The 13,986-nt window shown below is 64.0% G+C and carries 13 protein-coding genes; 5 read left to right on the forward strand and 8 right to left on the reverse strand.

Features of this window, described 5'->3' with window-relative positions; all coding sequences use genetic code 11:
* Nucleotides 1-33: 33 nt before the first annotated feature.
* From rsmB to ACB037_RS17895, 3 genes are all read left to right on the forward strand, one after another.
* Complete coding sequence (gene rsmB / locus ACB037_RS17885; RefSeq protein WP_045522432.1) at nucleotides 34-1,326, forward strand: 16S rRNA (cytosine(967)-C(5))-methyltransferase RsmB; 1,293 nt, start codon at nucleotides 34-36, stop codon at nucleotides 1,324-1,326.
* A 74-nt stretch (nucleotides 1,327-1,400) separates the two neighbouring features.
* Entirely contained in the window at nucleotides 1,401-2,777 is a 1,377-nt protein-coding gene (trkA, locus tag ACB037_RS17890; protein WP_010672504.1) for a Trk system potassium transporter TrkA, read from the forward strand.
* 93 nt (nucleotides 2,778-2,870) lie between these two features.
* A complete protein-coding gene (locus ACB037_RS17895; protein ID WP_368229667.1) occupies nucleotides 2,871-4,313 on the forward strand; it encodes a TrkH family potassium uptake protein in 1,443 nt (480 codons plus the stop codon).
* A gap of 82 nt (nucleotides 4,314-4,395) precedes the next feature.
* Here ACB037_RS17895 and rmuC read toward each other — a convergent pair whose 3' ends face one another.
* A complete protein-coding gene (gene rmuC, locus ACB037_RS17900; RefSeq protein ID WP_045522434.1) occupies nucleotides 4,396-5,727 on the reverse strand; it encodes a DNA recombination protein RmuC in 1,332 nt (443 codons plus the stop codon).
* Complete coding sequence (locus tag ACB037_RS17905; protein ID WP_010672501.1) at nucleotides 5,724-5,939, reverse strand: hypothetical protein; 216 nt, start codon at nucleotides 5,937-5,939, stop codon at nucleotides 5,724-5,726. Before ACB037_RS17905 ends, rmuC begins: the two co-directional genes overlap by 4 nt.
* A gap of 137 nt (nucleotides 5,940-6,076) precedes the next feature.
* Here ACB037_RS17905 and ACB037_RS17910 point away from each other — a divergent pair, with 137 nt between their 5' ends.
* The gene (locus tag ACB037_RS17910; RefSeq protein WP_010672500.1) at nucleotides 6,077-6,589 is read left to right on the forward strand and encodes a ferredoxin-type protein NapF; all 513 of its coding nucleotides are present in this window, start codon (nucleotides 6,077-6,079) and stop codon (nucleotides 6,587-6,589) included.
* Nucleotides 6,590-6,641: 52 nt separating this feature from the next.
* On the opposite strand, the gene ACB037_RS17915 is transcribed toward ACB037_RS17910, so the two are convergent.
* The 6 genes from ACB037_RS17915 to ACB037_RS17940 form a co-directional block, all read right to left on the reverse strand.
* Nucleotides 6,642-7,094, reverse strand: coding sequence for an Rrf2 family transcriptional regulator (locus tag ACB037_RS17915; RefSeq protein WP_010672499.1), 453 nt, complete (start codon nucleotides 7,092-7,094; stop codon nucleotides 6,642-6,644).
* A 275-nt stretch (nucleotides 7,095-7,369) separates the two neighbouring features.
* Nucleotides 7,370-8,209 carry a PfkB family carbohydrate kinase gene (locus ACB037_RS17920; RefSeq protein WP_319918785.1) on the reverse strand — a complete coding sequence of 280 codons (840 nt, stop codon included), beginning with the start codon at nucleotides 8,207-8,209 and terminating at the stop codon, nucleotides 7,370-7,372.
* A gap of 60 nt (nucleotides 8,210-8,269) precedes the next feature.
* Nucleotides 8,270-9,241 (reverse strand): LysR substrate-binding domain-containing protein, encoded by a 972-nt coding sequence (locus ACB037_RS17925; protein ID WP_029313477.1) that lies wholly within the window; start codon nucleotides 9,239-9,241, stop codon nucleotides 8,270-8,272.
* A 153-nt stretch (nucleotides 9,242-9,394) separates the two neighbouring features.
* Nucleotides 9,395-10,123: a glutamine amidotransferase gene (locus ACB037_RS17930; RefSeq protein ID WP_010672496.1), complete on the reverse strand. Its 729-nt coding sequence runs from the start codon at nucleotides 10,121-10,123 to the stop codon at nucleotides 9,395-9,397.
* Nucleotides 10,124-10,206: 83 nt separating this feature from the next.
* Entirely contained in the window at nucleotides 10,207-11,703 is a 1,497-nt protein-coding gene (locus tag ACB037_RS17935) for a CoA-acylating methylmalonate-semialdehyde dehydrogenase (protein ID WP_039039524.1), read from the reverse strand.
* A 98-nt stretch (nucleotides 11,704-11,801) separates the two neighbouring features.
* Nucleotides 11,802-13,130, reverse strand: coding sequence for an aspartate aminotransferase family protein (locus ACB037_RS17940; RefSeq protein WP_045522440.1), 1,329 nt, complete (start codon nucleotides 13,128-13,130; stop codon nucleotides 11,802-11,804).
* A gap of 171 nt (nucleotides 13,131-13,301) precedes the next feature.
* Here ACB037_RS17940 and ACB037_RS17945 point away from each other — a divergent pair, with 171 nt between their 5' ends.
* Entirely contained in the window at nucleotides 13,302-13,844 is a 543-nt protein-coding gene (locus ACB037_RS17945; protein WP_010672493.1) for a cupin domain-containing protein, read from the forward strand.
* Nucleotides 13,845-13,986: the final 142 nt, after the last annotated feature.

Consider the following 13,986-nt stretch of genomic DNA (forward strand, 5'->3'; position numbering starts at 1 on the left):
CCTGGCCCCGACTTGTGCATCTAAGGTAACGCTATGAAAACACGCGCACAGGCTGCTCTCGTCATTCAACAGGTGCTGGATCAGGGTCAATCTCTCTCCGCCGTTCTGCCTGCTGCCCAGGAGAAGGTCGCCCCTCGCGATCGCGCCCTCCTGCAAGAACTCTGCTACGGCACCCTGCGCTGGCTGCCCCGCCTCGATGCGGCGGTCAGCGAGATGATGGACAAGCCGCTCAAGAACAAGAGCCGCATCTTCCACTACCTCATCCTGGTCGGCCTCTACCAGCTCATCTATACCCGCATTCCGGCTCACGCCGCCGTGGCCGAGACCGTCAACGCCGTCAAGCTGCTCAAGGGTTCTTCCCTGCGCGGCCTCATCAACGGCGTACTGCGCAACTTCCAGCGCAGCGCCGAAGTGATCCTGCTGCGCATCGACCGCGTCCCCAGCGTCCGCCTCGGCCACCCCGAATGGCTCACCAAGCGCCTGCGTCAGGCCTATCCCGATGACTGGGAGTTCATCATGGAGGCCAACAACCAGCGCCCGCCCATGTGGATCCGCAACAACAGCCAGCGCCAGAGCCGCGAGGCCATGCTGGCCCGCATGAGCGAGGTGGGTATCCCGGCCATGGCCGGTGTGGAAGGGGAAGATTGCATCCTGCTGGAGCGCCCCTGCGACGTGACCAAGCTGCCCGGCTTCGAGCAGGGTGACTGCTCGGTGCAGGACGGTGCCGCCCAGCAGGCCGCCGCCCTGCTCGATCCCCAGCCGGGAGAGTGGGTGCTGGACGCCTGCGCCGCCCCCGGCGGCAAAACCGCCCACCTGCTGGAACGCCAGCCGGCCCTTGCCGGCGTGGTTGCCGTCGACGCCGACGACAACCGCCTCAAGCGGGTGCAGGAGAACCTGGATCGTATCGGCCTTCAGGCCCAAGTGATCCACGGTGATGCCAGCACGCCGGATCTGTGGTGGCCACAGGGGCAGTTCGACCGCATCCTGCTGGATGCCCCCTGCTCCGCCACCGGCGTCATCCGCCGTCACCCCGACATCAAGTGGTTGCGCCGGGATCAGGACATCCGCGAGCTGGCCGAGCTGCAACGCCGCATTCTCGACGCCCTCTGGGGCAAGCTGAAGCAGGGTGGCACCCTGCTCTACGCCACCTGCTCCGTGTTGCCGGAAGAGAACCGGGAGCAGATCCGCGCCTTCCTGGCCGATACCCCGGATGCCCGCCTGGTGCCGTTGCATGCAGAAGACACCCCGGCCTGTCCGGGTCGCCAGTTCCTGCCCGGCGAGGCGGAGATGGACGGCTTCTACTATGCCAAGCTCATCAAGCTGTAGGCCGAACCGGTGGATGGCAGGCCCGGTGACGGGCCGCCTCATTACGAAGCAACAACCTTGAGTAAGATGGCCTTATGAAAATCATCATTCTGGGCGCAGGTCAGGTGGGTGGCACCCTGGCCGAGAATCTCGCCGGCGAGAACAACGACATCACCATCGTCGACACCGACAGCGAGCGCCTGCGCGAACTGCAGGACAAATTCGACCTGCGGGTGGTGAATGGCCACGGCGCCCATCCCAGGGTGCTGCGCGAAGCCGGCGCCCAGGATGCCGACATGCTGGTCGCCGTCACCAACAGCGACGAGACCAACATGGTCGCCTGCCAGGTCGCCTACTCCCTGTTCAACACCCCGAACAAGGTGGCGCGCATTCGGTCTCCCGCCTATCTGGTGGAGCGGGATCGCCTGTTCCTGCCCGAATCCGTCCCCGTGGATCACCTGATCGCCCCCGAGCAGTTGGTGACCGACTACGTGCGTCGCCTGATCGAGTATCCGGGGGCGTTGCAGGTGGTGGATTTTGCCGACGGCAAGGTGGGCCTGGTGGCGGTCAAGGCCTATTACGGCGGCCCCCTGGTGGGCAATGCGCTCTCCACTCTGCGGGAACACATGCCCAACATCGAAACCCGGGTCGCCGCCATCTTCCGCCAGGGGCGCTCCATCCGCCCCCAGGGCACCACCATCATCGAAGCCGATGACGAGGTGTTCTTCGTGGCTGCGGCGGGCCATATCCGCGCCGTGATGTCGGAGCTGCAACGCCTCGAGAGCCCCTACCGGCGCATCATGATCGTCGGCGGCGGCAACATCGGCGCCGGTCTCGCCCGCCAGCTCGAGAAGCGCTACAGCGTCAAGCTCATCGAGCGCAACCAGAAGCGGGCGGAGCAGCTCTCCGAGCATCTGGAACACACCATCGTCTTCTGCGGCGATGCGGCGGATCAGGAGCTGCTGGCGGAGGAGCACATCGACCAGATCGACGTCTTCATCGCGGTGACCAACGAGGATGAGGCCAACATCATGTCGGCCCTGCTCGCCAAAAAGATGGGGGCCAAGAAGACCATGGTGCTGATCCAGCGCGGCGCCTACGTGGACCTGGTACAGGGCGGCTCCATCGACATCGCCATTTCCCCCCAGCAGGCCACCATCTCGGCCCTGCTGACCCATGTGCGCCGTGCCGACATCGCCAACGTCTACAGCCTGCGCCGCGGGGCGGCCGAAGCCATCGAGGCGATCGCCCACGGGGACGAGAACACCTCCAAAGTGGTGGGCAAGACGGTGGGCGAGCTCAAGCTGCCCCCGGGCACCACCATAGGCGCAGTGGTGCGCGGTGATGAGGTGCTGATCGCCCACGATCGTACCCAGATACAGCAGGATGACCACGTGGTGATGTTCCTGGTGGACAAGAAGTACATCCCGGAAGTGGAGCGTCTGTTCCAGCCCAGTCCCTTCTTCCTGTAAGCCGGCCATGTCTCTGGCAACGGTATCCGGACCCGGCCCCTTTTCTCAGGAAAGGTCCGGGTCTTTTTTCAATCAACGACCAGGTTTTCTTGCATGATCAAGCTGCATCCCATCGTCTTCACGCTCGGGCTGGTGCTCTCCAAGCTGGCGCTCTTCATGTGGCTGCCCACCCTGCTGGCCCTGCTGACCGGTTCGGAAGGTTTCGTCGAATTTCTCAAGTCGGTCTTGATCACCCATGGTGCCGCCCTGCTCTGCCTCCATTACGGTCGCAAGGCAGAGTTTCACCTCGGCGTGCGGGAGATGTTCCTGCTCACCACCTCCGTCTGGGTGGTCGCCTGCGTCTTCGGGGCCCTGCCCTTCGTCTTCATCACCCATATCGACTTTGCCGACGCCTACTTCGAGACCATGTCGGGGGTCACCACCACGGGATCCACCGTGCTGTCGGGGCTGGACGGCATGGCCCACAGCATCCTGCTGTGGCGATCCATCCTGCAGTGGCTGGGCGGGGTCGGCTTCATCGTGATGGCGGTGGCGGTGCTGCCCTACCTCAACGTCGGTGGCATGAAGCTGTTCCAGACCGAGAGCTCGGATTGGTCCGACAAGAGCGCCCCCCGCGCCAAAACGGTGGCCAACAACATAGTGCTGGTCTATCTGGTACTGTCCATGCTCTGCTTCCTCGCCTACTGGGTGAGTGGCATGAACCTGTTCGAAGCGGTCAACCACGCCATGACGACCCTCAGCACCGGCGGCTACTCCACCTCCGATCAATCCATGTCCCACTTCTCCCACGCGGCGCACTGGATAGGCACCCTCTTCATGTTCCTCGGTGGCCTGCCCTTCCTGCTCTATGTGCAGGCTCTCTCCCGCCGTGACAACAGCCTGTTCAAGGATGCCCAGGTGCAGGGCTTCTTCTGGCTGATCGTCTGGGTGACCCTGGTCGTCACCTTCTATCTCTGGGTGAGAGACATCTACGGCTTCATGGATGCCTTGCGCATCAGCAGCTTCAATATCGTCTCCGTGCTCACCACTACAGGCTACGGCCTCGGCGACTTCGGCACCTGGGGCCCGCTCACCACCATTATCTTCATCATCCTGCTGGCGCTCGGCGCCTGCTCTGGCTCCACGTCGGGCGGCCTCAAGATCTTCCGGGTCCAGGTGGCCTTTGCCCTGTTCAAGAAACAGATGCGCCAGCTGATGCACCCCTCCGCCGTGTTTCCCCAGAAGTACAACGGCCGTCCGGTCAATGACGCCATCATCCGCTCCCTGATCTCCTTCGTGCTGGTCTACTTCGCCATCATCCTGCTCATCGCCGCCCTGCTCGCCGCCATCGGGCTGGACCCCCTGACCGCCATCTCGGGCTCCATCACCGCCGTGGCCAACGTGGGCCCGGGCATGGGGCCTGTCATCGGTCCCAGCACCAACTTCGCCAGCCTGCCGGATGCGGCCAAGTGGATACTGTCGTTCGGCATGCTGCTGGGACGCCTCGAGATCCTGACGGTGGCGGTGCTCTTCTTCCCCTCCTTCTGGAAGCAATAAGCAGCCGTCCAGGCTGTTGCATGAAACGAAAAGGGCAGCCAATGGCTGCCCTTTTCGTTGTCCCGGCGAATGACGATTCCCCTCAGTCCGCCGACTCCTCCCGCTCCAGCGCCCTGTCCACCAGCGCGTCCGGCAAGGGCTTGGTCACCTCGACCCCCAGCTCGCGAAAGCGCTCGGCCTGGGCGATCAGGTTGCCACGACCGTTGACCAGCCGGCCCATCGCCTTGTCGTAGCTCTCCTGCGCCTTGTGCAGGCTGCCCCCCATCTGCTGCATCTCCTCCACGAACAGCCGCAGCTTCTCGTAGAGGCGGCCGGCCCGCTCCGCTATCTGGCGCGAGTTCTGGTTCTGCCGCTCGTAGCGCCACAGGTTCTCTATGGTGCGCAGCGCCACCATCAGGTTGGTGGGGCTCACCAGCAGGATGTTGTGTTCCAGCCCGTAGCGCACCAGGGAAGGGTCCGCTTCCAGGGCAGCGAGGAAGGCAGGCTCCACCGCCACGAACATCAGCACATAGTCCAGGGTGCGCACCCCGGGCAACTGCTGGTAATCCTTGCGGCCCAGCTCGCGGATATGGTTGCGCACCGAGGCGACGTGCTCCTTGAGCGCCACCGCCTTCTCCAGATCGTCAGCGGCGTTGTACCAGCGCTCATAGGCGGTCAGCGACACCTTGGCGTCGATGATGATGTCCTTCTCCTGGGGCAGGTGGACGATGACGTCGGGCTGGTAGCGCTTGCCCTTGTCCACCTCGATGTTGACCTGGGTGTGGTACTCATGCCCCTCGCGCAGGCCGCACTCGGAGAGGATCCGCGCCAGCACCACCTCCCCCCAGTTGCCCTGCTGCTTGCTGTCGCCCTTGAGGGCCCGGGTCAGCGCCGCCGCCTCTTCGGTCATGCGGGCGTTGAGCTCGGCAAGGCGCTCCAGCTCGAATTTGAGGTTGTGGCGCTGGGCCGTCTCCTGGGCGTGGGTCTCTCCCACCTGGCGGCGAAAGCCCTCCAACTGCTCCTTGAGTGGAGTCAGCAGGAGATCCATGCTGTTCTGATTCAGTTCGCGGAAGTTGCCGGCATTTTGTTCAAAGATACGATTGGCGAGGTTCTCGAACTGTTGGCCGAGGCGCTGCTCAGCCTCTTGCTGCAACTGCAGCTTCTCGGCGCTGGCGATGCGTTCGCTGCGCAGAGTCGCCTCGGCCTCCTTGAGGCGGGCGGTGAGCTTGAGCAGCAGGGTCTGCTGCTGATCCAGCTTCTGCTGAGCCAGCATCTTCTCGTCCTGCAGCGCGTCCCAGCGATCCTGCAACCCCTGATAACGCTCCTCCAGCAGCAGCGCCTCTTCACGGCCGCTGCGTCGCCCCCACCACCAGCCGAACAGCAGCGCCAGCCCGCCAGCCAGCATGGCAGGCCACCAGGTCAGCAGCGGGGTCATCGGCGCCCCCGCTGGCGCAGGAAGAGTTCGAGATAGCGGTTGAGCAGCAACCAGATCAGCACATAGAGCAGATAGGCCGCCAGCACCACCCACTTGTGGCTGTTGACCCCGGTATCCAGTTCACTGAACTCGATACCCTTGAGATGGCAGTAGGCCCACATCAGCAGGGGGAAGACATAGAGCAGAGAAGCACGCCACAGAAATAGCCACATGAGTTCATTCAATCCCGCAAAAAGACCCGCCTAGCTTACACAAGGGCAACCCGGCTTGCGATCCTGCCCGCCGCTATTCTCTGGCTTGCCGGCCTAAAACTGGATAAAATTAACCCCTAATAGGTATAGAGGTGGGCATGACGCATTTTTTCTGTCGCTGGCTGGCACACGCATGGGGGAGCCCCCGCAGACCCGAGGTGGTCTGCCATGAGGCACGCCCGCCCTGGGCCATCGACGAGTCCCAGTTCCTCACCCTCTGCACCCGTTGTGGCGACTGCTTCAAGGCGTGTCCCAACGGCCTCATCAAGCCCGCCGATCGCCCCGAATATGACGGCAGCCCCATCGCCGGTACCCCAGTGCTGGATCTCGCCTGTGGCCAGTGCAGCTATTGCGGCAGCTGCGCCAGAGCCTGCCCCACGGGCGCACTGGATCTCTGCCTCGGCCGTCAGGTGCAGACCCGGGTCAGGATAGAGGCGAGCTGCCAGGCCCGTCAGGGCTACTACTGCCTGCTGTGCGAAGATGCCTGCCCCCAGCAGGCGATCAAGGTCGGCAGCGAGGGAGTGACCGTCAACATGGCCGCCTGCGATGGCTGCGGCGCTTGCGGCCTCGCCTGTCTGCACGGAGCCATCACCCTTGTGCCCCAGCTCTGACCGCTGGCAATGACAGAGGGGCCCGCAGGCCCCTCTGTCATTCACCGTGGCATCATGCCATGGTCAGGATATTATCCTGCTCTATACCGAGAAGGTGGCACAGACGAGTGGGATCCCGCACCGCATCCGCCAAAGTGTACTCCCCCAGCACCTCCAGGAAGGCGTGCATGGCGCGGCGTAGAATGCCCTGGATGCGGCAGCCCCCGGAGAGACGGCAGTTTTCGCGCTTGCAGTCCACCGGGCAGAGCACGTGCTCCATGTCCATCACCACATCGCGCAGGTTGATGGAGACGGCGGCACGGCCGAGGCGGATGCCCCCATGCTTGCCACGCACCGTCTCGATGTAACCCTTGATGCCGAGCTGATGCACTATCTTGACCACGTGATTGCGAGAGATGGCGAAGGTGTCGGCCACTTCCGTGATGGTCGACAGGCGATCACCGGGCTGGATGGCCAGGAAGGTCAGGGTACGCAGGGCGTAGTCGGTAAATCGTGTCAGTTGCATGGTCGCACTTGCCTCTTACTACAAGCCAGAAATCAGGACGACAGCCGGTGGCCAAAGAGGGGGTCTGCACATGCGCGCGCACGGGATGGGCTTCTTCGACCGAGTCGTGAAGTCACAAGGGTAAGAGCAGCCCGGGCGGGTGTCGACGAAGATGTACATAAATCGACACTTTCTTTGATTGATCGCAAACTTGCCGCCTCAGCGAGGGGTTTTGGCGGTTTCCGTCGACAAACCCCCACCTCCTCTGCCATCGCCGGAGCCGTTGTCCGGCGAGTTCAGTGGGGCTGCTTCAGCCAGTTGCGCAGCGCCTGGGAGGGGATGGAGCTCTCGGAGGCCACCGCGAAAGCGCCCCAGTCCACGGCGCACTGCAGCGCATCGGCCATGGCCATGCCCCGCGCAAGACCGTGGATGAGGCCGCCCGCGAAGGCATCCCCCGCCCCCGTGGTATCCACCACGGAGACCGGTCGCGCCGCCACCCTGACCTGCTCCTCCCCGTGAATGGCCACGGCGCCCGCCTTGCCCTCGGTCAGCACCAGCCATTCAAGCTGCTCCCCCGCGAGCTGGCGGGCATGCTGCCAGGGGTCGCTCACCTCGCCGAGATCGGAGCGGGAGGCCACCAGCACGTGGCAGGGGCGGCGGGCCTGCCCCCCCTTGGGATACTGGGCCACCACGAAACTCTTGGCGAGCATCTGGCGCATGTAGCCCACGATGGCGGTGCCCGCATAGTTCACATAGAGGCAGTCCACCCCTTCGGTCGGCAGATCCCCCGGCAGATCCGGACGCCGTGGGCGCCTGAGGATGGTGCGCTCACCGGTGGCGTCCACCAGCACCAGCAGCTCGCCGGTCTCGCCGCCAAAGCGTTCCACATGGCTGCAATCCAGGCCGTATGAGGCCGCCTGCTCCAGCAGCCAGTCACCGGTGTCGTCCAGCCCGACTCGGGAGGCGATGATCACCTCGTGCCCCGCCCACACCAGTCCGATGCCGGTATTGGCGGCGCCGCCGCCGAGCCTGCGCCCTTGATCCACGTATTGCAGCCGCGCCCCCGCCACCAGGGGTTCGGCCAGGGAGAGCACATGATCACAGTTGAGATTGGCGAGCAGCAGGATGCGGGACATGGAAACCTCGGCGGGAGGAGGCCGGCACCCCGGGGTGCCGGCACAGAAACGGAAGCGGGATCAGTAGACGGGCAGCTCCACCCCTGACAGCAGCTCGTCGATGCGCGCCTGGGTCGGCTGCTGCATCACGTTCTGGATCATCTCCTTGGTGAGATGGGGGGAGAAGGAGCTGATGAAGTCATACATGTAGTTCTGCAAGAGGATGCTCTTGCTGAAGCAGATCTGGGCTGGGCAGGGCTCGAACAGGTGCTCCAGATTGATGGCCACGAGGCCGGGGGCATCGCTATCGTTGGCAACCAGGGAGGAGATGATGCCGATGCCAAAGCCCAGCTCCACGTAGCGCTTGATGACGCCGGCATCCATCACCGTCATGTAGTAGTTGGGGGTGAGGCCGGCCGCCTGGAACACCTTGTCCTGCACCTGACGCCCGGTGGCGCCGCTCTCGTAGCTCAGGATGGGATACTGGCAGAGCTGCTCCAGGGTCGGCTTCTTCACCTTGGCCAGGGGGTGCTCCTGGGGCACCACCAGGGAGAGGGTCCAGAGGTAGGCGGGCAGCGCGATCAGCTCCTTGTCGAAGCCTATCTCGTGGGCCACGATGGAAAAATCCGAGTATCCCTTGCTGATCTGCTCCTTGGTGGCGGACATCACAGGATGCAGGTGGAACGAGATCTTGGGGTACTTTTTGGTGAAGTAGGTGACGCTTTTCGGCAGCAGGTAGCGGGCGATGGTGTGGGTGGTGTGGATGTTGAGGGTGCCCACGGTCGGATCCAGGTACTCCCGGGAGATGGCCTTGATCTTGCTCTCGATATTGAGCATGGCCTCGGCACACTTGATGATCTCCTCCCCCACCGGGGTGATCCGGTGCAGGTGCTTGCCGCGGCGCTCGAAGATGCGCACCCCCAGCTCGCTCTCCAGCAAGCCGATCTGCTTGCTCACCCCAGGCTGGCTGGTATAGAGCGCATCGGAGGCAACGGAGACGTTGAGATTGTGGTCCCGCACCGCGATCAGATACTTCAACTGCTGTAGTTTCAAGGTTGCCCCCTCACAGACTGACGCGGCGCTCGTCGATGGACTAGGCCGCCAAAAATGGCGGCCAGTGTATCATCCGGACTGGGCATATCGCCGCTTGATCCTTCATTTTGCTACAAAATCTAGCATCAGCGCGGTGGATATGACAAACGGGGTTCAGCGCGCGTCGGCCCCGATCGGCAGGATGCCGAGGAACTGCAGCAGCCACTGCATCATGGTGGCGGAATCCACCTCCCCTTCCAGGGAAGAGAGACTGCTCTGGTAATGTGCATCGGGCAGCCTGTCCCGTCGCCGCTCGATCAGGGCCCGGTTGTACGCCACCGAGAATTCCGGGTGCCCCTGGATGGCGACGATGTGATCCCCCTGCAGGAACATGAAGTTGGGGCAGAAGTCGTTGCCCGCAAGCAGGGTCGCCCCCGGCGGAAGCTGCTCCACCTGATCCTGGTGGCTTGCCAGGATGCGGATGGTGTCCAGACCCGGCGCCATCCAGGGTTTTGTCGTCTGCATGGCATGGACCGACACCCCCAGACCCCACCCCTTGGTGGACTTCATCACCTCCCCTCCCAGCGCCTGGGCGATCACCTGATGGCCGAAGCAGACCCCGGCCAGCTTGACGTTGGCATCGTGGGCCCGGCGGATCCAGTCGCGCAGCGCCAGGATCCAGGGGATGTCGCTGTAGGCATCGTGACGCGAGCCGGTGATGAGCCAGGCATCGCATTCGGTCAGATCCGGGGGCAGATCGCCGTCGAGGGCGGACCAGACCCGAAATTCCAGCTCGGGGGCCAACGCCCGGAAACCCTTGATAAACATCTCGGAGTAAACGGGACCAAAATCCCCCACCAAATCGGGGTCCAGCCGGTCACAATCGAGAATACCCAGTCGCATCTGTTACTCCTTGACAGAAGCGCCCCCGCAGACCGGCGGCCTGCGGGGGCAAGAGATTAAAGCCATGGCAGCGAGCCGGCGGCTCACTTCATGGTCGGCATGGAGAACTCGGCGCCGGCGCGCAGGCTCTGGGGCCAGCGGGCGGTCACCGTCTTCATCCGGGTGTAGAAGCGCACCCCATCCGGCCCGTGCATGTTGAGCGGCCCGAAGATGGACCGTTTCCAGCCACCGAAGCTGTGAAACGCCATGGGCACCGGAATGGGAACGTTCACCCCTACCATACCGACCTGAACCCGCGTGGTGAAGTCCCTTGCGGTATCTCCGTCACCGGTGAAGATGGCGGTGCCGTTGCCGTACTCGTGTTCGTTGATGAGGCGCAGGGCCGTCTCGTAGTCCGGGGCCCGCACGATGGCGAGTACGGGGCCGAAGATCTCCTCCCGGTAGATGCGCATCTCGGGGCCGACCCGATCGAACAGGCTGCCCCCGATGAAGTAGCCCTCGCCATGGCTCAGGCCCCGGCCATCCACCACCAGCTCGGCCCCCTCGGCCACTCCCTGATCCACGTAGCCGCGCACCTTGGCTAGGTGTTCCCGGCTGATGAGGGGCCCCATCTCGTTCTCCGGACTCTGACCGAGGCCGGGGCCGACCCGCAGGGCCGCCACCAGGGGAGAGAGCTTCGCCACCAGGGCATCGGCGGTCTCGTCACCCACCACCACGGCCACCGAGATCGCCATGCAACGCTCGCCCGCCGCGCCATAGGCGGCCCCCATCAGGGCGGAAACCGCCTGATCCAGATTGGCATCCGGCATGACCACCATGTGGTTCTTGGCGCCGCCCAAGGCCTGCACCCGCTTGCCGTGGGCCGAGGCGGTGGCATAGATGTACTGGGCGATGGGGGTGGAGCCGACAAACGACACGGCACCGACCCTCGGGTCAGTCAGCAGCACGTCCACCACCTCCTTGTCGCCGTTGACCACGTTGAGCACCCCGTCCGGCAGGCCCGCCTGCTTGAGCAGTTCGGCCATGCGCAGGGAGAGGGACGGATCCTTCTCCGAGGGCTTGAGGATGAAGGTGTTGCCGCAGGCCAGGGCCACCGGGAACATCCAGAGCGGCACCATGGCCGGGAAGTTGAACGGGGTGATGCCGGCGCAGACCCCCACCGGCTGCATCATGGAGTGACTGTCCACCCCGCGGCCCACGTTGAGGGAGTGCTCCCCCTTGAGCAAATGGGGAATGCCGCAGGCAAACTCCACCACCTCCAGCCCCCGGGTCAGCTCCCCCTGGGCGTCGGAGAAGACCTTGCCGTGCTCGCGGCTGATGAGCTGGGCCAGCTCATCCCTGTGCTGCTCCATCAGCTCCTTGAAGCGAAACAGCACCCGGGCCCGCACCAGCGGCGGGGTCTGGGACCACTCCCCAAAGGCGCGCTCGGCGCAGGCAATCGCCTCGGCACACTCATCGGCCGTGCTGAGAACGACGGAGCCTTGCTGCTGGCCGGTGGCCGGATTGAAGATGGCACCGAAACGCTCGCTGCGACTCTCGGTCGTCTCGCCGTCGATGAAGTTGTCGATCCTGTAACTCATAAATCCTCCGTGATGGGTCATCCGTTCTCCCCTCGCCGCGCCGGGGCAGCACAGGGGGATGACGCCCGGGACGAGCGCCATCCTGTGTGATGTGGGGGTCAGTCCTGGGCCTGCAGGGCGTCCTGCAGCAGGGTGAAGAGATCGTCTATCTGGCTGCGCTCGATGATGAGGGGCGGTGACAGGGCGATGATGTCGCCGGTCACCCGTATAAGCGCCCCCTTCTCGAAACAGCGCACGAACACCTCGTAGGCCCGCTTGCCCGGTGCATCGGGCATGGATTCGAGCTCGATGCCCGCCACCAGGCCGTAGTTGCGCACGTCCTTCACGTGCTTGCAGCCCTTGAGGGAATGGGCAGCCTCCTCCCAGTAGCCCGCCAGCTCGGCTGCCCGGGTCAGCAGATTTTCGCTCCGGTAGATCTCGAGGGTGGCCAGACCCGCCGCCGCCGCCACCGGGTGGCCGGAGTAGGTGTAGCCGTGGAACAGCTCGATGGCCCCCTTGCCCGCCGCCATCATGTCGTCATAGATGTGGTTCTGTACCAGCACGGCCCCCATGGGGATGGCGCCGTTGGTGAGCCCCTTGGCACAGGTGATCATGTCGGGGATGACGTCGAACTCCTGGGCGGCGAAGGGAGAGCCGAGGCGGCCGAAACCGGTGATCACCTCGTCAAAAATCAGCAGGATGCCGTGTTTGGTACAGATCTCCCGCAGCCGCTTGAGATAGCCCTTGGGGGGCATGATGACCCCGGTGCTGCCGGCGATGGGCTCGACGATGACCGCCGCGATGTTGCTGGCGTCGTGCAGGAAGACAATCTTCTCCAGTTCATCGGCCAGGGTGAGGTCTTCTGCTGGCAATCCCTTGGTGAACGCATTTTTCCCTATATTGAGGGTGTGGGGCAGATGATCCACCCCGGTCAGCAGGGAGCCGAACCACTTGCGGTTGCCGGGAATGCCCCCCACCGAGATGCCGCCAAAACCCACCCCGTGGTAGCCGCGCTCGCGGCCGATGAGCCGGGTACGGGTCCCCTGGCCGCGAGCCCGCTGCCAGGCCAGCGCAATCTTGAGCGCGGTGTCCACGGACTCCGATCCGGAGTTGGTATAGAAGACGTGACCGAATCCCTTGGGGGCGATCTCCACCAGCCGGTTGGCCAGCTCGAACGGCAGGGGGTGGCCCATCTGGAAGGTGGGGGCAAAATCGAGGTGGGAGATCTGCTGGGAGACCGCCTCGGCGATCTCGCGCCGACCATGGCCTGCGTTGCAACACCAGAGTCCGGCAGTGCCATCCAGTATCTTGCGGCCATCCTCTGAGTGATAATACATCCCCTCTGCCGACTTCAGGATGCGCGGCGCCGCCTTGAACTGCTGGTTGGCGGTGAACGGCATCCAGAATGCGGACATGTCGGGGGTATTGATGTCGCTGACAGGTTTCATGGTCACCTCATCCTTAAGGCGTTTAGTAACACCCGGCTAATGCCTATTAAATTAAACACCTGAATCCATAAAAAAGGGCTTTTATCGCCCGGCTTGGTGTCACCCCTCAGGGGTGGTATAAGATATTTAACACAATTTTAATAATAGTAAACAGTCAAGGAGTGTCTATCGATGGATATCGGTCACCGCCTCAAGGCGGTTCGCACCAAGGCGGCCCTCTCCCAGCGCGAGCTGGCAAAACGCTCCGGTGTGACCAACGGCTTTATCTCCCAGATCGAGAAAAATCAGGTGAGCCCCTCGGTGGCCTCCCTGCGCAAGGTGCTGGAAGGCATCCCCATGTCATTGGCCAGCTTCTTCACCGACGAGACGGAGATGGATTCCGAGGTGATCTTCCGTGCGGACGACATGCCGGATCTCGGCACCCACCCCATCAGCTACCGTCTGGTGGGTCACAGCCGCGCCAACCGCGCCATCGGCATGATGCAGGAGATACTGCCCCCGGGCGCCGACACCGGTGACGACATGCTGAGTCACGAAGGGGAAGAGTGCGGCATCGTCATCCGGGGTCAGGTGGAAGTCACGGTAGGCGAGCAGGTTCACCTGCTGGCACCGGGGGATGGCTACTACTTCGACAGCCGCACTCCCCACCGTTTTCGCAACGTGGGGGATCAGGAGTGCGTGCTGATCTCGGCCAACACGCCCGCCAGCTTCTGACGGGCCTTCTCCCGGAACAGTCCGCCGGGATCCACCCCTGCCCGACCCGGGGATCAGGCCCGCGACACGGGCTCCAGCCCCGCCGCGCGGCTCCCGACACCACAGGCTAGGGCGCCCGGTTTGCCCCGCCGTTGGCCCGGGT

The sequence above is a fragment of the Aeromonas sp. S19(2024) genome (assembly GCF_041402625.1).
Taxonomy (GTDB): Bacteria; Pseudomonadota; Gammaproteobacteria; order Enterobacterales; family Aeromonadaceae; genus Aeromonas; species Aeromonas caviae.